Origin of the sequence: Acidovorax sp. FJL06, from assembly GCF_003852545.1 — a bacterium.
GTDB lineage: Bacteria > Pseudomonadota > Gammaproteobacteria > Burkholderiales > Burkholderiaceae_C > Acidovorax.
Genome location: NZ_QAJR01000005.1, coordinates 1 through 22,671, shown reverse-complemented (window position 1 = coordinate 22,671; position 22,671 = coordinate 1). Strand labels below are relative to the sequence as shown.

Genomic DNA, 22,671 nt, shown 5'->3' with positions numbered 1-22,671 from the left:
GGGTCAGATCACACCGTCGAAGACCATCACATCCACCATGTCGCCCACGGCCACGTTGCCCTGGCCATGGTGCAGCACGATGAGGCCGTTGGCCTGCACCATGGAGCTGAGCACGCCCGAGCCCTGGTTGCCGGTGGTGCGCACTTGCAGCGTGCCGTCTGCGGCGGTGGTGACCAGGCCGCGCTGGTATTCGGTGCGGCCGGGCTTCTTGCGCAGGGGCTCGGTGCACCGGGCGCGCAGCAGCGGGGGCGCGGCGCGGCGGCTGCCCATCATGCGCAGCAGCGCAGGGTGCACGAAGGCCAGGAAGGTCACCATCACCGCCACGGGGTTGCCGGGCAGGCCGAACAGCACGGCGCCACTGCGCGCTGACGGTGCTGGATCAATATCATTTTGATAGCTGCTGGCGCTTTCTGGATAAGCGCTAGAGCCTGTTTTTTCTTGTGATTCTGTGGCCGCGATGCGCCCCACAGCCATGGGGCGGCCCGGGCGCATGGCAATGCGCCAGAAGGCCACGTCGCCCAGCTTCTTCATCATGGTGCGGGTGTGGTCGGCCTCGCCCACGCTCACGCCGCCGCTGGTGATGATGGCGTCGGCCTGCTGCGCCGCCTGGCGAAAGGCGGCTTCGAGCAGTGCGGGCTCGTCGCGCACCACGCCCAGGTCGATCACCTCCACGCCCAGGCGCGTGAGCAGGCCAAACACGGTGTAGCGGTTGCTGTCGTACACGGCGCCTTCGCGGGGCGCCTCGCCCAGGCTCAGGATCTCGTCGCCGGTCGAGAAATACGCCACGCGCAGGCGGCGCGCCACGGTCACGGTGGGCAGGCCCAGGCTGGCCACCAGGCCCAGTGCGGCGGGGGTCAGCAGTTCGCCGCGCGCCAGGGCCACGCCGCCCTGCATCAGGTCTTCGCCCTTGAAGCGGCGGTTGTCGCCCGGCTGCAGCACATCGGCCGCGATGGTGATGTGCTCACCGTCGCCTGCGGTGGTGAACTCTTGCGGCACCACGGTGTCGAGGCCCGTGGGCATGATGGCGCCGGTCATGATCTTCACGCACTCGCCCGCTGCCACGCGGCCCACCCAGGCCTTGCCGGCCAGCGCCGTGCCCACCACGCGCAGCGTGAGGGGCTGGCCCTTGGCCAGTTGTGCGCCCGCGAACGCATAGCCGTCCATGGCCGAGTTGTCGTGCGGCGGCACGCTGAGGGGCGAGACCACATCGCGGGCCAGCACGCGGCCCAGGGCGCCGAAGAGGGGCAGTTCTTCGGTCTCGGCCACGGGCTCGACCAGGCGGTCCAGGAACGCGTTGACGTCGGCGGCTTTCAGGGCCTGGGGGTCGTAGCCCTGCAGTTCAGCGGCGATCTGGGCAATGGTCTTCATGGGGGGCAACAACAGTCAGGTTTGCCGCGCAGCAAGTGCTTTGTCAGTCACTTGGAGCGGCAGGCAGGAAAAGGGTCGGGGGTGAGCACAAGCAGCATGTGCAGCTTGTCATAGGCCACGTTGTCCACCACCACCGCGCGTGGCAGCAGGCCCCAGGCGCTGAAGCCGGCCTGCTCGTACAGCCGCACCACATGGGTGTTGGAGGCCGTCACCGTGAGCACCAATTGCGTGAGGCCCGGCACGTTGCGCGCTGCCTGCACGCAGGCGGCCACCAGCTGTTGGCCGATGCCCCGGCGCTGCGCGGTGGGCGCCACCATCATGCCCACCACGGTGGCGCAGTGGCGCTGCTTGGTGCGCTGCTCGCGTTCACAGCCCACGCAGCCCAGCAGCTGGCCGGCGGCATTGAAGGCGCCCAGAAAGAACACGCCCGACTCCAGCGGGCCGAAGCGCACCGCGTATTCCTTGGCCGGGCGGCCCACCGACGCGGCGTAGTCCGAGGTGAACGCGTCCGGCGCGGTGCGCAGTGCCTCGTCGCGCAGGGCCTTGTAGGCCACGGCATCGGCGGCCACCAGGGGACGGATATGGATGGCGTTGGCGGCGGCCGCAGCGGCTGCAAAGGCGGTGGCGGGCGGCAGGGGCTCTGTCATGGAGGTGGGTGCGGGCCAGCGGCGGTCAGGGCTGGGGTGGGTTGGCGCTTTCCAGCGCATGCAGCTCGGCCAGCGTGTTGGCATTGAAGAAGGCCTCGCGCTCGTCGCCCGGCTGGTCGAACGGCACGATGGCGCAGCGGTGCTGTGCCGTCCAGGCGTCGATCTTGCGACCCCCGGCCTGGGTGAAGGCGACCAGGCTTTCGAGCAGCTCCACGCGCAGCAGGCAGAACACGGGCTGCGGGCGCACCTGGGTGCGGCCCTCGCCATCCTGCTCGGGCGCCGCCGCCATGGCGATCTCGGCGCCTTGTGCATCGGCTGCAGCGGCCAGGCGCGCGGCCAGGTCCAGCGGGAAGAGCGGGGTGTCGCAGGGCACCGTCAGCAGCCAGGGCGTTTCGCAGCGCTCCAGCCCGGTCAGAAAGCCCGCCAGCGGGCCTGCGTAGTCGGCCAGCACATCGGGCCACACCGGCGCGCCAAAGGCCTCGTAGGCGGCCAGGTTGCGGTTGGCGTTGAGCATCACGTTGCCGGTCTGCATCTGCAGCCGCATCAGCGTGTGCAGCGCCAGCGGCAGGCCGCGAAAATTCTGCAGGCCTTTGTCGACCCCGCCCATGCGGGAGCCCCGGCCACCGGCGAGGACCAGGCCGGTGATGTCTTGGGTTTCAATCATTTGTGGTCTTTAACGGAACGCCGACTGGCGCTTCCTGTGGTCTTGGAGCCGACGCGGCCAAGGCCAGTGCACCCGTGGAACTGGCTTTGCCAGGCCACTGGGTGCGTTCCCCTCCCGCGCAGCGAGAGAGGGGGAAGGCGCCGCAGGCGACTCAGGGGGTGCTTCATCTCATCCGCCGATGTAGCTCATCTCCACCCGGCGTGCTCCGCGTGATGAGTCTGCCGGCAGGCTGCTGCGCAGCTCGGAATAGCGGTCGCTGCGTTGCTGCCAGATGGGCGCGATGGCCGAGGCCATGGCTTCGTCGCTGGCGCCCCCGCGCAGCAGGGTGCGCAGGTCGTAGCCCTGGGTGGCAAACAGGCACAGGTAGAGCTTGCCTTCGGTGGACAGGCGGGCGCGGTTGCAGTCGTGGCAGAAGGCCTGGGTCACGCTGCTGATCACGCCCACTTCGCCCAGGGCGGGGTCGTATTGGCCTTGAGCATTGGCATAGCCCCAGCGCTCGGCGGTCTCGCCGGGGCTGCTCGGGTCGAGCTGCACCAGGGGCAGCTCGGCGCGCAGGCGCTCGATGAGTTCGGCCGAGGGCAGCACCTCGTCCATGCGCCAGCCATTGGTGGCGCCCACGTCCATGTATTCGATGAAGCGCAGCGTGGTGCCCGTGCCGCGAAAGTGGCGCGCCATGGGCAAAATTTCGTGGTCGTTGGTGCCGCGCTTGACCACCATGTTGACCTTGATCTGCGACAGCCCGGCCGTGTGCGCCGCCTCGATGCCGGCCAGCACATCGGCCACCGGAAAGTCCACATCGTTCATGCGGCGGAAGACGGCGTCGTCCAGGCCGTCCAGGCTCACGGTCACGCGGTTCAGGCCCGCGTCCTTCAGGGCCCGGGCCTTGCGCGCAAGCAGCGAACCGTTGGTGGTGAGCGTGAGGTCGGGCGGGAGGCCGTCCACCGTGCGCAGCGCGGCCAGTTGCGCCACGAGTTCTTCCAGGTTCTTGCGCAGCAGGGGCTCGCCGCCCGTGAGGCGGATCTTGCGCACGCCGTGGGCCAGAAAGAGCCGCGCCAGCCGCGTGATTTCTTCAAAACTCAGCAGCGCGCCGTGGGGCAGGTAGGGGTAGTCCTTGTCGAAGACTTCCTTGGGCATGCAGTAGTTGCAGCGGAAGTTGCAGCGGTCCGTCACGCTGATGCGCAAATCGCGCAGCGGGCGGCCCAGGGTGTCGGTGAGCAGGCCCGTGGGGGCCGCGGCATGCGCGGGCACCCGCGCCGCCAGTGCAGCGATGCGTTGGTCCACCAGAGGAATCACACGTTCGGCCATGGCGTGATTTTGCCGCATGCCCCCCGCCAAAGGGGCCATGCCCTTGAAAGCGGAGTTGATCGCGGTCAAGTTTTACCGGGGCGGCAGGCCCTGTGACAGACCTTTGATATGGCGCAGGGTGCCTGAATGCTGCATTGCAACAATGCGGGACCTGATCTATTTGATCTGTCTCACAGTGAGGGGATTTCCATGTTGACGCGCGAATTTGTAGCCGATGCCATGCCATGCCAGCGCCGGGCGGCTGTGCAGTGGGTGGCGGCGGGGGTGCTGTTGCCCACCTGGGCCACGTGGGCGACCGGGGCCCAGGCGCAGATGGGGCTGTCGGGCGCCATCAACTATGCGGGCTGGTTCCGGGCGCTGTCGCAGCGCATGGCCAAGGCCTATTGCCAGCAGTACCTGCAGGTGCTGCCCGGCGCGGCGGTGGATGTGCTGGGGCTGGCGCGCAAGATGGTGCAGTCCGGCAACAGCGAGCTGGCCCGGGGCCTGCAGTCGGGGCGCTGGCCGGCCGATGTGGGGCGGCAACTTGAAGAAGTGCAAAAGCAGTTTGCCCTGCTCAACCAGCTGACCGCAGCGCCGGCCACCCAGACCGCGCTGGTGGTGGCGGCCTCGGAGCAGGCCGACCGCACCTTGCTGGTCGCCCAGGCCGTGACCGAGTCCATCGAGAAGCTGGCGCAGGCGCCCAGCGCACGCCTGGTGAACCTGGCCGGCCGCCAGCGCATGCTGTCGCAGCGCCTGGCCAAGAACTATTTCTTGAACGCGGCCAAGGTGGAATCCAGGGTGGTGCAGGCGCAGCTGGCGTCCGACGCCGCCGACTTCCGCCAGGCGCTGCAGACGCTCAAGGCCGCGCCAGTGTCCACCTCCGCCATCCGCAACGAGCTGGAGCTGGCCGATTCGCAGTGGCTGTTCTTTGAATCGGCGCTGCGCCGCCCGGCCGATGATGCGGGGCTCAACGCCGTGGCAACCACCAGCGAACGCTTGCTGGGCGTGATGGACAAGCTCACCCAGCTGTACGAAAGCGCCCTGCGCGACGTGCTGGGCTAAAAGGCCTAGACGCAGCGCGCGCCGTCCACCTCGATGCACACGCCGCTGATGAACGCGCCTTCGTCGCTGGCCAGGTAGAGCGCGGCATTGGCCACATCCAGCGCCGTGGAGAAGCGGCCCAGCGGGATGGTGGCCAAAAACTTGGCGCGGCGGGCTTCGTCCACCGGGCCGCCCGCAAACTCGGCGGCCAGGCCCGTGTCGGGGTTGAACACGGGGTTGATGCAGTTCACGCGGATGTTGTCGGGGCCCAGCTCGGCCGCCATGGACTTGCTGGTGATGATGACGGCACCCTTGGAGCCGTTGTACCAGGTCAGGCCCGGGCGCGGGCGCAGCCCGGCGGTGGAGGCGATGTTGATGATGCTGCCGCCACCGGCCTTGCGCAGCTCGGGCACGGCGTGGATGGCCGACAGGTAAATGCTCTTCATGTTGATGGCATAGACCTTGTCAAAGTCTTCCTCGCTCACCTCCAGCATGGGGCGGTTGCGGTGCGTCCAGCCGGCGTTGTTGACCACCACGTCCAGGCGGCCGTACAGGCGCACCGTTTCGGCGACCAGGGCCTTCACCTCGGCTGAGTTCGTCACGTCGGCCTTCACAAAGGCGGCGGTGCCGCCTGCGGCGGTGATCTCGGCCACCACGCGCTGGCCGCCCGTTTCGTTGATGTCGTTCACGATGACCTTGCCGCCCTCGGCGGCCAGGCGCTTGGCGATGCCCTCGCCAATGCCGTTGCCGGCGCCGGTGACGATGATGGATTTGTTCAGCACGCGCATGGAGGTTCTCCTGTGGATATTCAAAATTGATAGCTGCTAGCGCTTGCCCATCAAGCGCTAGAGGGGGATTTGTCTGAAGTTTCGGTGGCCGGGGTCATCGCGGTAGGCCGTGGTGCAGGCACCCGGCCGTAGAACTGCGGGAAGTACTCCTTCACGCCGTTGCCATTGAAGTCCCAGCCCGTGCACTGGCCCAGGTGGCGCGGCGGCTCGTCGGGGGTGGTGGATGCAAACACCGCAGGCACCGACTGGAACGCGGCGGTGGCCAGGTTGAACAGCAGCTCGCGCAGGTGGGTGCAGCTGGCCACGCCGCCCAGGTGCTTCTGGATGGCCTGGCGCCAGCCGCGCGCCATGCTGCAGCCCACCATCTGCTGCAGTGCGGGCTGGGCCTCCTGGCAGCCCTGGAGCGGGTGGGTGTCCATGGCCACGTCGATGGCCTGCACCACGAGCTGGCGGTCCACCGTCACGCGCAGCCACAGGTGGTGGATGGGCTCGCCCGCGCGGCGCACCGAGGCGCGGTCGCGGAACGCGGGCGCGTCGTAGGCTTTGCTGTCGTGCAGCTCGCCCTCGATGTCCCACAGGCCATCATCGCGTTCAAAGCCCTGGTAGTTCACCCGGCGGACATGCTTGAGGGTGCGGGGGGCGGGAGGGCTCAGGGGCATGGCAAAAAGAAAAGGCGTCGTACAGAAGAGGCGGAGGTTAGCGGGGCCCACCCGCGCCGTCGTGCGCAGGCGGGACACCCTGCGGCGCCTCAACCGTACTTGATGGCCACCGTTTTGAGCGTGGTGAAGCCGTACAGCGCCTCCAAGCCCTTCTCGCGCCCATAGCCGCTGGATTTGACGCCGCCAAACGGCAGCTCCACACCGCCTGCAGCGCCGTAGTTGTTGATGAACACCTGGCCGCTGTGCACCCGCTTGGCCATGCGGAACTGGCGCGCGCCGTCGCGTGTCCAGATGCCGGCCACCAGGCCGAACTGCGTGGCGTTGGCCAGCTCCACGGCGTGGTCTTCGTCCTGAAAGGCCATGGCGCACAGCACGGGCCCAAACACTTCTTCCTGCGCCAGGCGGTGGCCCACCGGCACGTCGCGCAACAGCGTGGGGGCCTGGTAGTAGCCGGTCTCGGGGGCTTCGTCCACCACCACGCCCTGGCCCACCATGGGGATGCCCGCCACCTGGGCGTCCGACAGGAAATCCCACACGCGCTGCTGCTGCGTCTGGCGGATCAGCGGGCCCACGTCCAGGTCCATGGCGGCGGGGCCCACGCGAAGCGCCTCGAAGGCCTTGCCCAGCCGCTCCAGCAAGGGTTCGTAAATCAGCGAGTCGATCAGCACGCGCGAGCCCGCCGAGCAGGTCTGCCCGGCGTTCTGCACGATGGCGTTGATGACCACGGGGATGGCCGCATCCAGGTCGGCGTCGGCAAAGATGATCTGCGGGCTCTTGCCGCCCAGCTCCAGCGTCACGGGGCAGTGGCGCTCGGCGGCCACCTGCTGGATCAGCGTGCCGATCTTGGGGCTGCCGGTGAAGCTGATGTGGTCGATGCCGGGGTGGCGCGCCAGCGCGTCGCCCACCTCATGGCCGTAGCCGGTGACGATGTTGAGCGCACCCGGGGGGAAGCCCACCTCGGCCGCGAGCTGCGCCACGCGGATCAGCGACAGGCAGGCGTCCTCCGCCGGCTTCACAACGCACACGTTGCCCGCCGCCAGCGCGCCGCCCACGCTGCGGCCGAAGATCTGCATGGGGTAGTTCCAGGGGATCACGTGGCCCGTCACGCCGTGCGGCTCGCGCCAGGTGAGCACGCTGTAGCCATCGGGGTAGGGAATGGTCTCGCCGTGGAACTTGTCGCAGGCCCCGGCATAGAACTCGAAGTAGCGCGCCAGCGCAATCGCATCGGCCCGTGCCTGTTTGGTGGGCTTGCCGCAGTCGCGCTGCTCCAGCGCCGTGAGCTCGTCGGAATGCTCCAGGATCTTGGCCGAGAGCTTTTGCAGCAGCCGGCCGCGTTCCACCGGCGCCAGCTTCTGCCACACGGCGTTGTAGCACTGGCGTGCCGCATGCACCGCCGCGTCGATGTCGTCGGCATTGCTGCGCTGGATCTCGTCGAAGGGCTGGCCGTCGGACGGGTCGATCACCGGGATCGTGCGGCCCGAAGCGGACGGAACAGAGGCGTTGGCGATGTAGTTCAGTTGCATGCCCGCCATTTTGCCCGGAAATGGAATGTGTGCTTAGTATTTATGTGAAATGCAACGCCAACGCTTTGCCATTGAGCGCACGCAGCTATATCTTTAGTAGCGGTTTCAGGAGCAGGCCACGCGCAGACCGGCTAGATCCAGGATTTCCACCTCACCGCGCTGCACGCGCACCAGGTGGCGCGCCTCCAGGTCCTTGAGGATCTGGTTGGTGGTCTGGCGCGAGATGGCGAGCATCAGCGACAGCTGCTCCTGCGAGATGCCGATCACGCGGCGCGACTGGCCTTCGGCGTTCCACTGGCCGTAGCCTTCGGCCATGGCGACCAGGCGGCGTGCCAGGCGCTGCGGCGCGGGCAGCAGGGCCAGTTCTTCCATGGCCACAAAGGCGGTGCGCAGCTTGTCGGTGAGCAGCAGGGCCAGCGCATGCCAGTGCCCGGGGTGGGCCTGCAGCCAGGCCTGCAGCCGCTCGTGCGGCACCTGCAGCAGGGTGCTGGCCTCGGCGGCATGGGCGTCGTGCGTGCGGGCCGAGTCGTCGAACACCGAGATCTCGCCAAACCAGTTGGGCGGCTCCAGCCGCGTGAGCAGCGCCGAACGCGCCTCGTGCGCCCGCCCGCCGGTGCCCGAGATGCTGATCGCGCCGCGCACCACCGCATACAGCCCGCAGGGGGCGTCGCCGCGCAGAAAGAGCACTTCGCCCGCCTGCATCTGGCGCAGGTGGGCCATGGCGATCAGGGGCTGGGCGAAGTCGGGGGGCAGGTGGGCAAACCAGCGGCCGGACTGGAGGACGGGCAGAAAGGCGGCGGGGTCGGTCATGCGGTGCGGATAGGGCGCGAGGCGGAGAGGGCGCGAGGCGGAGAGGGCGCGAGGCAGAGGGGGCGCGAGGCAGAGGGGGCGAAGCCGTGGGAGTGTGCCTTTTTGTCGTGTGCACGACAGACGCTGGCGCGACTGCGGGGCGAGTGTTGATGCTGCTCAAAACAATGGCCGGAGACACCCATGAAAACCCTGATCGACCACCTGGCGCAGTACGCCGACTACCACCGCGACCCGCGCAACATCCACACCCATTTTGTGGGCGTGCCGATGATCATGTTCGCGGTGGTCGTGCTGCTGTCGCGCCCCGCCTGGATGGTGGGCGATCTGCCGGTGACGCCCGCGCTGCTGTGCGCGCTGGCCAGTAGCATCTTCTACGTCCGCCTGGACATGCGTTTTGGCCTGGCCATGGCCACGCTGCTGGCTGCCATGCTGGCCCTGGCGCAGTGGGTGGCCGTGCAGAGCCTGGCGGTGTGGCTGGCCACGGGTATCGGGCTGTTCGCGGTGGGCTGGGTGATCCAGTTCGTGGGCCACTACTACGAAGGCCGCAAGCCTGCGTTTGTGGACGACCTCATGGGCCTGATCGTCGGCCCGCTGTTCGTGGTGGCCGAGTGGGCGTTCGCGCTGGGCCTGCGCAAGGAAGTGCAGGCCGCCGTGGAGCAGCGCAGCGGCCCGGTGCGCCTGCGCACGGGGCGGGCGGCAGCCTGACACCTTACGCTTGCCGGGGGCGGGCCTTCCACAACACCGCCGCCGTGCACACGGCGCCCAGGGCCACCAGCGTGCACAGGTAGGGCAACGCTGCCACCAAAGGCGCGCCCAGCTGGTTGAGCCGCAGCGAGGCCTGCACGCCCGAGGTGCTGGGCAGCAGCCAGCGCAGCCATTGCAGCGGTTCGGGCAGGGCCTCCACGGGCCAGGAGAAGCCGGCCACGAAGGCGATGGGCAGCGTGGTGAACAGCAGCACCTGCAGCGCGCGCTCGCGGTTGCCGAACCACAGCCCCAGCAGCGAACCCAGCGCCGCGATGGCGGGCACGTAGCAGGCCAGCAGGGCCAGCGCACCCAGCGGGTTGCCGCCGCGCGGGTAGTCGTGCAGCACAAAGATCCAGCCAAAGTAGAACAGCCCGCTGGCCCAGCCCAGGGTGCACAGCGCGAGCAGGCGGCCCAGCCAGGTGGTGGCGCCGGCGCGGTGCGCGCCGCTTTCCACCCAGGTGCCAGCGAGCAGGGCCGCGCCCATGAGCAGGGTCTGCTGCAGGATCAAAAGCGCCACGGCGGGCACGACGAAGCTGCCGTAGCCTTCGATGGGGTTGAACAGCGCCACCATCTGCAGCTGCACCGGGGCGCGGCTGGCGCGGGCCTGCTGGGCGCTTTGGCCGCTGGCCTGCAGCCTGCGGATCTCGACGCCGGCCGACACTGTGCCCACGGCCTCGGCAAAACCGTACTGCACGGCCTTGTTGAGCAGCGCGTAGGCGCCGTTGGCCTCGATGCTGACCACTGCGTTCTCGCCGCGCACCACGCTGCGCTTGAGGTTGGCGGGGATCACCGCGTAGCCCTCGATCTCGCCGCGCCACAGGGCCTGCTGGGCCTCGCGTTCGCTGCCGGTGACCAGCCGCACCTCGATGCGCGGGTCGGCGTCGGCAAAACGCGTGATCTGGCGCGACAGGCTGGTGTGGTCCATGTCCACCACGGCCACGGGCACGCGGGTGAGCACTTCGTCGGTATAGAACCAGGGGTAGAAAAAGCCGTAGAGCACGGGCGCGCCGATGAGCAGCAGCAGCACGCCCTTGTCGCGCGCCACGGTGGCCAGGGCCAGCAGCCAGGCGTGGAGCAGGTTGCGGGGGGCGGTGTTCATTTGGGTGTCCATGTCAGCGGCCTCCCCAGGTTTCGGGGCGCCGGGCGGCCAGGCGCAGGCCCACGGTGGCCACCAGCCAGAGCACGGCGGTGGCGGCGATCAGGCCCACCATGGTCGGCACGCTGGTGGCCAGCGGCGCGCCCATCTGCAGCTGCTCGATCTGCAGGCGGATGTAGTGCGTGAAGGGCATGGCCTCGGCCCAGGCGCGGGCGCTGCCCGGCATGCCCGACAGCGGGAACGCCACGCCGCTGAACGCAAACGCCGGTGCCGCAAAAAACCCCGCGCCCGACAGCGCCGTGCGCAGCGAGCGCGTGAGGGCCGCCAAGGCCGCGCCCGCCGCGAGCGACACGGCCATCAGCAGCGCCAGAGCGCCCGCCACCCACCACAGGTTGCCCGGCGGGTGCCAGCCCCGGCCCCAGGTGATGCCCACCAGCGCGAGCAGGCCGGTGAGCGTGAGCGTGGCCCAGGGCAGCGCGAGCTTGCCCAGGAGGGCGCCGGCGGTCGAGAGGACGCCGCCCGCGCCCGGCGCGTCTCCGAGCCACTGGCCCAGGCTGCGGTCGCGCAGCTCGCGGCCCACCGTCCAGGCGCCGGCCGTCATGGCCAGGATGTGCAGCAGCGCGGGGATGAGCGCCGCGCCCAGAAACTGCTCGTAGTTGCTCGACACGTTGAACAGCGCCACCATCTGCGTGTGGATGGGCTCCATGCTCACGCGCACCGCCTGGGCGCTTTCTCCGCGTTTGTTGCGCGCGGCCATCTCGATGCCCGCCGACAGTGTGCCCACGGCGGTGCGCACGTCGCGCTGCAGCAGGCCCGAGTGGGTGCCCATCTGCGCGTTGTGCAGCAGCGTGACCTGGGCGGCGCGGCCCTCCTTCACGGTGCGTGCAAAGTCGCGCGGGATGGTGACCACGGCATAGACCTCCACGGCGCGCAGCGCACGCTCGGCCTCGGCGGCATTGGTGTAGTGCTGCGTGATCTGCACGCCTGGCGTGGCGTCCAGCATGCGCACCAGCTGGCGCGACAGGCTGGAGTGGTCTTCGTCGACCACGCCCACGGCCAGGTGGCGCGGCAGGCCGGCCGAGAAGATCCACCACAGCACCAGCGCGCCCAGCACCGGCACCCAGGTGACCATGGCCAGGTCCCAGGGGTCGGCCGCCAGGCGGCGGGCTTCGCGGCGGAAGCTGTTTACTATTGAATTCATAGCTGCTAGCGCTTGATGGGTAAGCGCTGGGGGCACTTTTTATTCAAAATATGGGTTCATTGCACCAGCACGGTCATGCCGGGGCGTGCGCCGTCGATGGGGGCTGCGGGGCGCGCGCGCACCTCGAAGGTGCGGGCGTCGAAGCCCTGGCCCGCGCGCGTGGCGCGCCAGGTGGCGAAGTCGGGCAGAGCGCCGGTGTGGTAGACCTTGAACTTCACCGCCTTGTTGCCCAGGGCCGGCAGCGTGGCGTCGAATTCATTGCCGATGGCAAAACGCTGCAGGCGGTCTTCGCGCACGTTCAGCACCACCCACTGGTCCTTGAGGTCCACCACCGTGACCACGGCCACGCCCTGGGGCGACAGCTCGCCGGTGCGGGCCAGCACCTTGGCCACTTCGCCGGCCACGGGGCTTTTGAGTTCGGTCTCGGCCTGGGCCGCTTGCACCTCGGCCACCACGCCCGCCACCTGGCGCGCCTGGGCCTGGGCGGCCGAGCGGTCTTCGGTGCGCGCACCCGCGCGGGCCAGGTCGTACTGGGCCTTGGCGGCCAGCGCCTGGTCGCGCGATGCCTTGAAATTGGCCTCGGCCTCGTCGCGTTTCTGCGCGGCCACCAGGCCCTCGCGCGCCAGGCCGTCCACGCGCTTGAATGACGCATCGGCCAGGTCGGCGGCGGCCACGGCGCGCTGCCAGTTCAGGCGGGCCATCTCCACCTCTTGCGGGCGGGCGCCACTTTCGGCCTTGGCGGCCACGGCCTGGGCGGCCTCCTGCGCGGCGGTGGCCTGGGCAAGCTTGGCCTTCACCTCGGGGCTGTCCATGCGAATCAGGGGCGCACCCACGGCGATCTGGTCGCCTTCCTTCACCAGGATCTGCGCGATGCGCGCGGTGACTTTGGGCGCGATGTCGGCCTCCTGCGCCTCCATCTGGCCCTGGAAAAGCTCGGGCGCGGGCTGCGAGGCCTTCCACAGGCCGAAGCCCACGAATCCCGCCACGGCCACGAAGGCTGCTGCGGCGATAACGGTTTTGGTTGTCTTGCTGCTCATGGTATTTGTTCTCTCTTCTCAGTCATCTGTGGCTGGGACGCATGCAACTGGCGCGCCCAAAGCGCGGGCAGCCGCGCAAGGGCCGCCCCGCTGCGCTGGCTGCGTCCCCCTGCCCGCATTGCGCAAGCAGTGCGAGAGCGGGGGGAAGCCGCGAAGCGGCTCAGGGGGGTGTTCCAAGTCACTTCACTCCACTTTCATCACGTCGGCGCGCGCCATGTATTTACCGAAATCTTCCGACAGGCCGCAGCTCTCCAGCAGCTCGGCCAGTGCCTTCACGTAGTCGTGCGCGGCCTGGGCGCGTTCGGTCTGGGCCTTGGCCTGGTTCACCTGCGCGTCGATCAGGTCCAGCGTGGTGCTGGTGCCGGCCTTGAGGCCCGAGGTGCGCAGGCGCAGCACCTCGTCGGCCAGCTCCAGGCCGGGCGCGAGCGCCAGGAACTGGCGGCGTGCCTGCTCCACGCCCAGCCAGCGTTTTTCCACGAGCAGGGCGATGTCGTTCTGCGCCTGCGCGCCGGTGCGCTCGGCCTGCTCGATCTGGCGGTTGGACGACTCGGCGAGGGTGTTGCGGTCGATGGAGTCCCACAAGGTCCAGCGCACGCCCACGCCGGCCACCCAGTCGGCGTCCTTGCCGGTCTTGAGCTGGCGCTGGCCGAAGGCGAAGACCTGGGGCTTGCGCAGTGCCTCCTGCGCGGCGTGCAGCTGCGTGGCCTGCTCCTTCTTGGCCGCCACCTTGGACAGGCCCGGATGGCGCGCGAGCGCGGTGTCGATGAACTGGGGCAGGGGGTCGAGCGGCTGGCCCAGCACGAACAGCGGGCTGGTGGGCGTGACACGGTCGCTGGCCTTGAGCGTGCGCGTGAGCGCGGTGCTGGCCAGCTCGGCATCGTCGCGCGCCTTGCGTGCGTTGCGGCGCGCCTCCTCCAGCGCCGAGCGCGCCTGCAGGCGCTCGACGCGGGCGATCACGCCAGCATGAAGCATCTTCTGCGCGGCGGCATCGTGTTGCTCGATGGTGGCCAGCGCGGCCTCGCGCAGCACGGCCGCACGCTCCGCGAGCTGGGCGCCAAAGTAGCGCTGCACCAGCAGCGTGGTGGCCTCGTGGCCCACCTTGGCGGCGTCGGCCTCGGCCTCGTGGGTCATGGCATCCAGCAGGCCCCGCGCGGCGTTGCTGGCGCCCCCCATGTAGAGGGGCCACACGGCCGACACGGAGGAGGTGGTGTCGCTCTTGTTGCGGTTGAGTGTGTAGGAGGACGGCAGGTGCGGCAGCTGTGCCAGCGGCGCGGCGAGCTGCGGCGGCAGCTGCGACAGCACGCCGGGCAACACGCGGTTGAGCGGGTTCAGGTCCACGTCCAGGTTGGCGTTGTAGGCATAGGCCGCGCCGGTGAGGTTGACCACCGGGCCACCCAGGCGCTGCATCGCGTCGCGGCGCAACTGAGCGCTTTCAACGGCGCTCTTGGACGCCGCGAGCTGGTCGGAACGCTGGCCGAGCTGCTGCAGCGCCGCGTCGAACGCCATGGGCTCTGCCTGCGCGGGCAGGGCGGCAAGTGCCAGGGGGGCGGTGGCAATCAGGCACAGCAAAGCTTCGCCTGCCCGGCTCTTGCGCCGGTGCGGTGGGGTGAAGGTCATGGGTTCAGCTCGTTGTTGTCAGCGCCTGCCCCGGGGGCCAAAGGCAGGTTGCGCGGTGCAAGGCAGATGGATGGAGTGGTTGTAGCAGCACGGGGCCGGCGGGTCAAAGGGGTGATGGAGGAATGTGCACGGCGTCAGCGTGCCCCCACGGGGGTGAAGGCGTCGCTGTGTTCGGCCAGCCAGCGCGCCGACAGGTCGCTGCCATGCTGCGTGGGATGGAAATCGCGCCGCAGGTACGCGCGCCAGGGCTTCCAGCTTTCGCGCACCAGGCCCCCTTTGCCCAGCAGCGTGCGGGCGGCGCTGGCCCAGGTGCTCCATTTCCAGAGCATGCCTTCGCGGCGCAGGTTCAGCACCGTCTGGCGCAATGCGTCGCCCAGAAAGACGAGCGTGATGCGCCGGAACCAGGTGATGCGCCAGTCGTGGTTGCCGCCCAGCGCCTGGTAGACATCGAAGGCCGTGCTCTTGTGCTCGGCTTCTTCCGCGCAGTGCCACTGCCACATGGTGGCCAGGCGGGGCTCGGCGCCCTGCACGGCCTCGGGGTGGGCCAGCAGCCATTCGGCCAGCAGGGCGGTGAAGTGTTCGTTGGCGGCCGTCACGGCCAGGGGGTGGCGCGGGTCGGCGTTGGCAAAGAGGGCCATGCGGGCTTGCGCGCGTGGGGCCCACTCGTTGACGAGGCCCTGTTTTTCAAGGTGCCCGTTGAACAGCGCATGGATGCGGCGGTGCGTGGCCTCCTGGCCGATGAAGCCGCGCACCTCGTCGGCAAAGCGGGCCTGCTGCTCGGCGGGCAGCGCCTTGTGGCCATCGCGCACCGCATCGATGAAAAACTGCTCCCCCACCGGAAAACTCATCGACAGCGCATTGAAGAAGGCGGTGCGAAACGCATCGCCACCGCACCACTGGCGCGCAAAAGGCGTTTCCAGATCAATCAGCAATCGGCGGACGACAAGTTCGGTCATGAGAAATCTCCTGGCGCGGGGCTGTGCCCCATCGGCGGTGTGCAGAGAGGGTTGGTACTTTGGAGTACCGATTGGTTTTGCATGATGCAGATCAACTGTGGTACTGTCAAGTACCTTGTTGGAATTTCGAATGTCTGATGCAGGCCCCGGCCCCATGAATGAAGTCTCCGCCCCCGGCACAACCCCCTCCCCAGGCACTGAACACCGCGCCCGATTGCTCGAAGGCATGGCCCGCGCCGTGGCCGCCAAGGGCTATGCCGACACCACGATTGCCGACATCGTGCGCGAGGCCAGCGTGTCGCGCCGCACCTTCTACGAAAATTTTGCCGACAAGGCCGAATGCCTCACGGCGCTGTACGAGGCGGCCAGCGGCAATGCGATTGCCGTGTTGCGCGCCGCCATTGATCCGGCGAGCGAATGGGAGGCCCAGGTGGAGCAGGCCATGGCCGCCTACTTTGGTGTGCTGGCGCGCAACCCGGTGTTGCTGCGCACGCTGTTCGTCGACATCCTGGGCCTGGGATCGCCCGGCCTGGCCGCCCGCCGGCGCGCCAACCAGCAGCTGGCCGACCTGATGCTGGACGTGGTGAACAACCGCCCTGGCGAGCGCCTGCGCAAGACACCGCTGCAGCCCACCATGGCGATGGCGGTGGTGGGTGGCATCAACGAGATGGTGCTGCAGTCCATCGAACAGGAGCGGGCCGGGCAGCTGCAGGAGCTGGTGGAACCGGCGGCCGCGCTGCTGCGGGCGGCGATTTCGGCGGAGTTTTAAAACAGCCTCTAAGTAGAGAAAGCGGCCCTGGTGCCTGTCGTTGAAGCGCTACCTGCTATTTATTTGGGAGCGTTTACATCCGGCTGTCCACACTGTTGCGCATGGCGGCCTGGGCCACGGCGTCCAGGGCGCCCTCCACCACGGTCTGCTGGTTGAGCACCTGCATGGCGCCTTGCTGGATGAGGCGGTCCACCAGCCGCAGCGTCATCGACTGGGTGTGGCCGGAGGCGCTGGTGAAGAGGAACAGGTTGCCGTGCGATCCGATCCAGGACAGCTGGGTGCGTTCCCACTGGCCTGCCACCAGCAGGTTGACCCAGCTGCCGATGGCCAGTTGGGGCGTGGCGTGGGCATCGTTGGCGGCGGGGGCTGGCGCGGGCTCCGGGTGGACGGATTCGGGGGCCTGCGATGACTCCACATAGCCGGACTCCTTGGCTTCGGACGGGGCAACCCAGGGGTCGTCGTCGTCCAGGGGCGCGGGCTGCGGCATCGCCGGTGCCTTGGGCCCGGCGGGGCGGGTGGGGGCGCGCGGGGCGGCGCGGAGGCCGGGTTTGAAGGCCTGCTGGTGCAGTTGCATCAGCAACTCGAAGACGGCTTCGGTGCGGGCGGCGGGATAGTCGATGGATGCCAGGCCTTCGCGCAGCTTGGCCAGCAGCTTGGGCAGCAGGCGCGCGAGCTGCCCCGTGTTCTTGCGGGTCAACTCGGGCTGCGCGCTCCAGATCAGCGCCTCCACCAGTTCCTGGTAGCGGCCGGGGTCTGCACTGCTGGTGGTGTCGGCCAGGCGCGCCTCGGCCATGACCTGGGCCCAGGGGCCAAGCAGGAAGCGCGAGATGGCGTCGGGCATCTTGCCGATGTCTGGCAGCAGCCAGATCTCGCGCGAGATCTGGGCGGCCAGCAGGTGGCGCCGCTCGGCGTGTTCCAGGGCTCCGATGGCGCGCAGGCGCTCCTGTTTGCGCGCCTGCTCCTTCTCTGCCCACTTTGCATGCAGCTGCAGCAGCACCTGCTCGAAATCATCCGCGCCCTCGATGGTGTCCGAGGACAGCGGGCCGGCGATGTTCATCAGCGACCGCATGAAGCTCTGGAACCCGGGGGCTTCGGTGCTGTCGAAGGCCAGGCTGCGGTCGGTGATGTCCTGCAGCAGGCGGCGCGCGGGGTGCTCCTTGTGGCTGAAGAACCGGGGGTCGGTCAGGGCCAGCTGCATCAGCGCGGGCTCCAGGGCCCGGATGAACTGCTGCACGGGCCACAGCAGCCGGCTGTCGCGCGCGATGTTGTCCACCATCAGCGCCACCACCTCCGTGCTCAGGGCCTGCGCCAGCCCGCCGGCATGCTTGCGCGGCGGGGCTGAAAGGCTCCCCTCGGCGCTGCTGCCCAGGCGCTCCATCATCTGGCCGACCTGGTTCATCTCCTGCAGCGCCTCGAAGGCGGCGGGCACGGTCATGGCGAAGTCCGGGGCGGGGGGCTCGATGCGGGGGAGCGGGTGCGGGCTCTCGAACTCGCGCGCGAACCGTTCGGCGAAGGTTTCGCGGGGCGATGGCGCGGGGTCCGGTGCGGCGCTTTCGCCCAGTTCGCCCAGCAGCAGGCGGCGCAGGCGGTCGAGCGTCAGCAGTGGATCGGCGTGGGCTGCGGGCACTGGCGCCGGCGGCGCGGCCTGCGTGGCTGGTGCGGCGGGAGCGACTGGCGCGGTCGGTGTCACTGGCACGGCGTGGTCGGCCTCGAAGCCGAAGCCGGGGGCCATGCCGTCTTCGGTCGGCGCCACGTACACATATTTGCCGTTGGCCTGGCGCAGGGCATAGCCCACCGGCTGCACGCCGCTGCGCTTGAGCTGGTCGATCAGCGTGAGGTAGAGGCTGCGCAGCTCGCCGCCCAGCGCCTGGGCCATGTGCCCGATCCAGTCGTGCCGCACCTGTTCGGTGACCTGCATCTGCGACACCACGGCCTGCAGCGCCTGCAGGAAAACTTCCGGCCGCAGCGGGTTGTGCTCGGGCCGTACCTGCGGCTGCCCCAGGGCCGCGCACACCAGGGCGTCCAGGTCGGCCAGCGGCCCTTCCACGGCCGAGGTCAGCACCTGGCGGGCGCGGGCGCGTTCCACGCTGTCGCTGATCTGCGTTTCGTCCATCAACTCCAGGTCGTCGAAATGGACGGTGAACAGGGAGTGAGTGGGCTTTTCCTCCTTGCGCACGGTTTCCTGCTCCAGCCCCTTGCGCAATGCGTCGGGGTAGCGCTCGCCCATCACCGAGGTGAGCCGCACCAGCTGCTGCCGGGCTTCGAGCATGGCGTGGTGCTCGCCGGGGGTGCGGGCCTGGTCCAGGCGGGCCTGCAGCGACATGCGCGTGGCCTCGACGATGCGCTCCATCAAGCGCCTTGAGTCCGTCAGCACGTCCTGGACGATGCGCTGGTACTGCGTGGTATTGCTTCCGGGGGTCGCGGGGGCAGACGTTGCGGTGTGTTTCAAGGCCATCTTCTTTGAAGGGATACCGGTGCCCGCGATGGTACGCGGCAAAAAGGGGGCCGAGGCCCCCTGGTATTCCTCTATTCGGGGGCTTTACCCGCCGTGGAATTTGACCACCAGCGGCACGATCAGCAGCGCCACGATGTTGATGATCTTGATCAACGGGTTAATGGCGGGGCCCGCCGTGTCCTTGTAGGGGTCGCCCACGGTGTCGCCGGTCACGGCCGCCTTGTGCGCATCGCTGCCCTTGCCGCCGTGGTGGCCGTCTTCGATGTACTTCTTGGCGTTGTCCCAGGCACCGCCGCCGGTGCACATGCTGATGGCCACGAACAGCCCGGTGACGATGGTGCCCATGAGCAGGCCGCCCAGCGCCTTGGGGCCCAGCAGCAGGCCCACCACCAGGGGCGCGATCACGGGCAACAGGCTGGGGACCACCATCTCCTTGATGGCGGCGGTGGTCAGCATGTCCACGGCCTTGCCGTATTCGGGCTTGCCGGTGCCGTCCATGATGCCCTTGATGGTGCTGAACTGGCGGCGCACCTCCACCACCACGGCCCCGGCCGCGCGGCCCACGGCCTCCATCGCCATGGCGCCAAACAGGTAGGGGATCAGGCCGCCGATGAACAGGCCCACGATGACCAGCGGGTCGGACAGGTCAAAGCTGATCGACTTGCCATAGGTTTCGAGCTTGTGCGTGTAGTCGGCAAACAGCACCAGCGAGGCCAGCCCGGCCGAACCGATGGCGTAGCCCTTGGTCACGGCCTTGGTGGTGTTGCCCACAGCGTCCAGCGGGTCGGTGATGTCGCGCACGCTGCTGGGCAGTTCGGCCATCTCGGCAATGCCGCCCGCGTTGTCGGTGATGGGGCCATAGGCATCGAGCGCCACCACAATGCCCGCCATGCTCAGCATGGCCGTGGCCGCCACGGCAATCCCGTACAGGCCCGCCAGGCCATAGGCCACGATGATGGCCGTGCACACAAACACCACGGGCCAGGCCGTGGAACGCATCGATACCCCCAGGCCCGCAATGATGTTGGTGCCATGGCCGGTGGTGGACGCCTGGGCGATGTGCTGCACGGGCGAATACTGCGTGCCGGTATAGAACTCGGTGATCCATACCAGCACGGCGGTGAGCACCAGCCCCGTGGCGCAGGCGCCGAACAGCCGCAGCTGGCTGCCGCTAGCGGCCACCGCGTTGTCGGGCATGATCCACAGCGTGACGAAATAGAAGGCGACGAGCGACAGCCCCCCTGCAATCGCCAGCCCCTTGTACAGCGCAGGCATCACGTTCTTCATGCCCGGAGAGGCCTTCACGAAGAAGCAGCCGATGATGGACGCGATGATGGACACGGCCCCCAGCGCCAGCGGGTACACCACGGCGTTGACCGGGGCGGTGGCCACCAGCAGCGCGCCCAGCACCATGGTGGCGATCAGCGTGACCGCGTAGGTTTCGAACAGGTCGGCCGCCATGCCGGCGCAGTCGCCCACGTTGTCGCCCACGTTGTCTGCGATCACGGCGGGGTTGCGCGGGTCATCCTCGGGGATGCCCGCCTCCACCTTGCCCACCAGGTCGGCGCCCACGTCAGCGCCCTTGGTGAAGATGCCGCCGCCCAGGCGCGCAAAAATGGAGATCAGCGACGAGCCAAACGCAAAGCCGATCAGCGGGTTGAGCAGCGTGGCCAGATTGGCGTTGGGCGTGAGGTTGCCGTTGCCCGCCAGGAACCAGTAGAACGCCGTGACGCCCAAAAGCCCCAGGCCCACCACCAGCATGCCGGTGATGGCCCCGCCCCGGAACGCCACATCGAGCGCGGGGCCGATGCCCTGCGTGGCGGCCTGCGCGGTGCGCACATTGGCGCGCACCGACACGTTCATGCCGATGAAACCGCAGGCGCCGGAAAGCACCGCGCCCACCACAAAGCCCACCGCCGTGGTGCCATCGAGAAAAATGCCAATGAGAACGGCCAGCACCACGCCGACGATGGCGATGGTCTTGTACTGGCGAGCGAGGTAGGCAGCGGCACCGGCCTGAATGGCTGCGGCGATTTCCTGCATGCGGGCATTGCCCGGGTCTTGGGCGAGGATCCATCCCCGCGCCCAGATGCCGTAGGCCACCGCAATCAATCCGCAAACCAGAGCCAGTATCAGGGGGGCAGTCAGCGCTGTAGTTCCAGCCATTCGTCACTCCTTTCAGTGTCCATTCAGTTGCACGGAAGGAAACACAACGCAGGTCGGTGGTGCTTCCGCTGCGTTGCTTCCTCGTGCTCCTGAACCGTTTGAAAGGGGGCGGAGTCGATTGGCCAACAGGCCCAATTTACAGCCAAACCGGGTTTTGCAAGCGGGCAGAAAGGGGCGTGCGCCTAAAATCAGGGTTAATCCCGACGCTTCGTTGCGCTGCATCAGCGCCCGGTGCATCGCGGGTTACCGTTAACAAACCACTATCCAAAGACATGTCCCTCAACAACGTCCCCCCAGGCAAGAACGTTCCCGACAGCTTCAACGTCGTCATCGAAATCCCGATGAACGCCGACCCGATCAAGTACGAAGTGGACAAGGAGTCGGGCGCCATTTTTGTGGACCGTTTCATGACCACGGCCATGCACTACCCCACGAACTACGGCTACGTTCCGCAGACCCTGTCGGGCGACGGCGACCCGGTGGATGTGCTGGTGATCACCCCCTACCCCCTGCACCCCGGTGTGGTCGTGACTTGCCGCCCCCTGGGCATCCTGATGATGGAAGACGAGGCCGGTGTGGATGGCAAGGTGATTGCCGTGCCCACGTCCAAGATCCTGCCCATGTACGACCACTGGAAGTCCATCGACGACGTGAACGCCATGCGCCGCAACGCCATCGCCCACTTCTTCGAGCACTACAAGGACCTGGAAAAGGGCAAGTGGGTCAAGGTGCTGGGTTGGGAAGGCATCGACTCCGCCAAGAAGGAAATCACGGACGGCATCGCGAACTACCAGAAGTCGCAAGCCTGAAAGGGCTGAAAGCGCTTGTGCATGAAGCACAATGCGCTATCAAAATAGAAGTATGCAAAAAGCACGTCGCCCCTCGGGGCGGCGTGCTTTTTTTGTTGTGGGCCGTTGCGTGGATGGGGAAAAGCCCGCATGGCGTGGAGGCCTGCGCTGATAGACTGCATTTGGTTACATGGCGCATGCCGTGTAGGCCGCTGCAATGTACTTCCGGGGGTGATTCATCATGAAAATTTCAGATCTGCGCATCGGTGCCAAGCTGGGGGCGGGCTTTTTGGCCGTGGTGCTGCTGACCGCATTGCTCGGTGTCATCGCACTGGTGCAGATGTCGCGCATCCACGCCAATGCCGAGGAAATCGCCACCAACCTGCTGCCCAGCGTGGCGCAAACCGGCGAGCTGCGGGTGCAGCTCAACCGCATGCGCCGGGCCGAGGCGGGCATGGTCACCGCGCGCAGCGCGGCCGAGGTCAAGGCGTTTACCGAGCAGGTGGCCCTGCGCCACAAGGACCTGGATCGCATCGAAGCCGTGTACGAAAAGCTCATCGACATGCCCAAGGAGCGCGAGGCCTACCAAAACTACCGGCAGCGCAAAGGGGCCTATGTGGCGACCCAGGCCAAGCTGACGGACATTGCCAAGGGGGTGGACTTCAGCACCGCCGAAACGCGCGATGTCACCAGCGATGCGCTGGGCTTGCTGTACGCGGGCGAATCCGAAGCCAATTTCGTCGCCACCGCCGAAACCCTGGGCGAGTTGCAAAAGATCAACGCCGACGCGGCCCTGAAGGCGAACGAAGAAGCACAGCAGGTGTTCACCGCCGCCCGCATCTGGGTGGTGGGCACGCTGGCCCTGTGCGTGGTGCTGGCCGCGCTGCTGGGCGTGGGCATCACCCGCGCCGTAACCCGGCCCGCGCACCATGCGGTGCTGGCGGCCCGCGCGATTGCCGGGGGCGACCTCAGCGCCGACGTGCCGCCCGGCGGCAAGGACGAAATGGGCCAGTTGCTCGCTGCACTGGGCGAAATGCGCCAAAGCCTGGTGAACACGG

General features: G+C 68.3%; 20 protein-coding genes. 5 read left to right on the top strand and 15 right to left on the bottom strand.

Going from position 1 to position 22,671, the window contains the following annotated elements; genetic code table 11:
- Positions 1–3: 3 nt before the first annotated feature.
- The 4 genes from DBV10_RS03365 to moaA form a co-directional block, all read right to left on the bottom strand.
- Entirely contained in the window at positions 4–1,368 is a 1,365-nt protein-coding gene (locus tag DBV10_RS03365; protein ID WP_124510646.1) for a molybdopterin molybdotransferase MoeA, read from the bottom strand.
- Positions 1,369–1,415: 47 nt separating this feature from the next.
- Complete coding sequence (locus tag DBV10_RS03360; RefSeq protein ID WP_124510644.1) at positions 1,416–2,015, bottom strand: GNAT family N-acetyltransferase; 600 nt, start codon at positions 2,013–2,015, stop codon at positions 1,416–1,418.
- Between the two features lie 25 nt (positions 2,016–2,040).
- The gene (mobA, locus tag DBV10_RS03355) at positions 2,041–2,679 is read right to left on the bottom strand and encodes a molybdenum cofactor guanylyltransferase MobA (RefSeq protein WP_124510642.1); all 639 of its coding nucleotides are present in this window, start codon (positions 2,677–2,679) and stop codon (positions 2,041–2,043) included.
- Positions 2,680–2,847: 168 nt separating this feature from the next.
- Positions 2,848–3,984, bottom strand: a complete 1,137-nt coding sequence (gene moaA / locus DBV10_RS03350; RefSeq protein WP_124510640.1) for a GTP 3',8-cyclase MoaA — start codon at positions 3,982–3,984, stop codon at positions 2,848–2,850.
- Between the two features lie 189 nt (positions 3,985–4,173).
- On the opposite strand from moaA, the gene DBV10_RS03345 reads away from it, so the two are divergent.
- Positions 4,174–5,025: a type IV pili methyl-accepting chemotaxis transducer N-terminal domain-containing protein gene (locus tag DBV10_RS03345; protein WP_124510638.1), complete on the top strand. Its 852-nt coding sequence runs from the start codon at positions 4,174–4,176 to the stop codon at positions 5,023–5,025.
- 5 nt (positions 5,026–5,030) lie between these two features.
- On the opposite strand, the gene DBV10_RS03340 is transcribed toward DBV10_RS03345, so the two are convergent.
- From DBV10_RS03340 to DBV10_RS03325, 4 genes are all read right to left on the bottom strand, one after another.
- Positions 5,031–5,792: an SDR family oxidoreductase gene (locus DBV10_RS03340; protein WP_124510636.1), complete on the bottom strand. Its 762-nt coding sequence runs from the start codon at positions 5,790–5,792 to the stop codon at positions 5,031–5,033.
- Between the two features lie 50 nt (positions 5,793–5,842).
- Complete coding sequence (locus DBV10_RS03335) at positions 5,843–6,451, bottom strand: DUF2889 domain-containing protein (RefSeq protein WP_124510634.1); 609 nt, start codon at positions 6,449–6,451, stop codon at positions 5,843–5,845.
- Between the two features lie 89 nt (positions 6,452–6,540).
- Positions 6,541–7,974 carry an aldehyde dehydrogenase family protein gene (locus DBV10_RS03330; RefSeq protein WP_124510632.1) on the bottom strand — a complete coding sequence of 478 codons (1,434 nt, stop codon included), beginning with the start codon at positions 7,972–7,974 and terminating at the stop codon, positions 6,541–6,543.
- Between the two features lie 105 nt (positions 7,975–8,079).
- A complete protein-coding gene (locus tag DBV10_RS03325; protein WP_124510630.1) occupies positions 8,080–8,784 on the bottom strand; it encodes a Crp/Fnr family transcriptional regulator in 705 nt (234 codons plus the stop codon).
- Positions 8,785–8,964: 180 nt separating this feature from the next.
- Between DBV10_RS03325 and DBV10_RS03320 the strand changes: the two genes are divergently transcribed.
- Positions 8,965–9,489 carry a DUF962 domain-containing protein gene (locus tag DBV10_RS03320; protein WP_124510628.1) on the top strand — a complete coding sequence of 175 codons (525 nt, stop codon included), beginning with the start codon at positions 8,965–8,967 and terminating at the stop codon, positions 9,487–9,489.
- Positions 9,490–9,493: 4 nt separating this feature from the next.
- On the opposite strand, the gene DBV10_RS03315 is transcribed toward DBV10_RS03320, so the two are convergent.
- The 5 genes from DBV10_RS03315 to DBV10_RS03295 form a co-directional block, all read right to left on the bottom strand.
- A complete protein-coding gene (locus DBV10_RS03315; protein ID WP_124510626.1) occupies positions 9,494–10,627 on the bottom strand; it encodes an ABC transporter permease in 1,134 nt (377 codons plus the stop codon).
- Positions 10,628–10,640: 13 nt separating this feature from the next.
- Positions 10,641–11,825 carry an ABC transporter permease gene (locus DBV10_RS03310; RefSeq protein WP_124510624.1) on the bottom strand — a complete coding sequence of 395 codons (1,185 nt, stop codon included), beginning with the start codon at positions 11,823–11,825 and terminating at the stop codon, positions 10,641–10,643.
- Between the two features lie 56 nt (positions 11,826–11,881).
- Positions 11,882–12,862, bottom strand: a complete 981-nt coding sequence (locus tag DBV10_RS03305) for an HlyD family secretion protein (RefSeq protein WP_124510622.1) — start codon at positions 12,860–12,862, stop codon at positions 11,882–11,884.
- A 183-nt stretch (positions 12,863–13,045) separates the two neighbouring features.
- A complete protein-coding gene (locus tag DBV10_RS03300; RefSeq protein WP_124510620.1) occupies positions 13,046–14,479 on the bottom strand; it encodes a TolC family protein in 1,434 nt (477 codons plus the stop codon).
- Between the two features lie 134 nt (positions 14,480–14,613).
- On the bottom strand, positions 14,614–15,435 hold the full coding sequence (locus DBV10_RS03295) for a metal-dependent hydrolase (protein ID WP_124510618.1): 822 nt from the start codon (positions 15,433–15,435) through the stop codon (positions 14,614–14,616).
- Between the two features lie 154 nt (positions 15,436–15,589).
- Here DBV10_RS03295 and DBV10_RS03290 point away from each other — a divergent pair, with 154 nt between their 5' ends.
- Positions 15,590–16,204, top strand: a complete 615-nt coding sequence (locus DBV10_RS03290) for a TetR/AcrR family transcriptional regulator (RefSeq protein WP_124510616.1) — start codon at positions 15,590–15,592, stop codon at positions 16,202–16,204.
- 73 nt (positions 16,205–16,277) lie between these two features.
- Here DBV10_RS03290 and DBV10_RS03285 read toward each other — a convergent pair whose 3' ends face one another.
- Together DBV10_RS03285 and DBV10_RS03280 are read right to left on the bottom strand one after the other, a co-directional pair.
- Positions 16,278–18,659, bottom strand: a complete 2,382-nt coding sequence (locus tag DBV10_RS03285) for a DUF1631 family protein (protein ID WP_124510614.1) — start codon at positions 18,657–18,659, stop codon at positions 16,278–16,280.
- Positions 18,660–18,743: 84 nt separating this feature from the next.
- Positions 18,744–20,825, bottom strand: a complete 2,082-nt coding sequence (locus DBV10_RS03280; RefSeq protein WP_124510612.1) for a sodium-translocating pyrophosphatase — start codon at positions 20,823–20,825, stop codon at positions 18,744–18,746.
- Between the two features lie 272 nt (positions 20,826–21,097).
- On the opposite strand from DBV10_RS03280, the gene ppa reads away from it, so the two are divergent.
- Together ppa and DBV10_RS03270 are read left to right on the top strand one after the other, a co-directional pair.
- The gene (gene ppa / locus DBV10_RS03275; protein ID WP_124510610.1) at positions 21,098–21,634 is read left to right on the top strand and encodes an inorganic diphosphatase; all 537 of its coding nucleotides are present in this window, start codon (positions 21,098–21,100) and stop codon (positions 21,632–21,634) included.
- 220 nt (positions 21,635–21,854) lie between these two features.
- On the top strand, positions 21,855–22,671 hold an 817-nt coding region (locus DBV10_RS03270; RefSeq protein WP_124510608.1), incomplete at its 3' end, for an MCP four helix bundle domain-containing protein.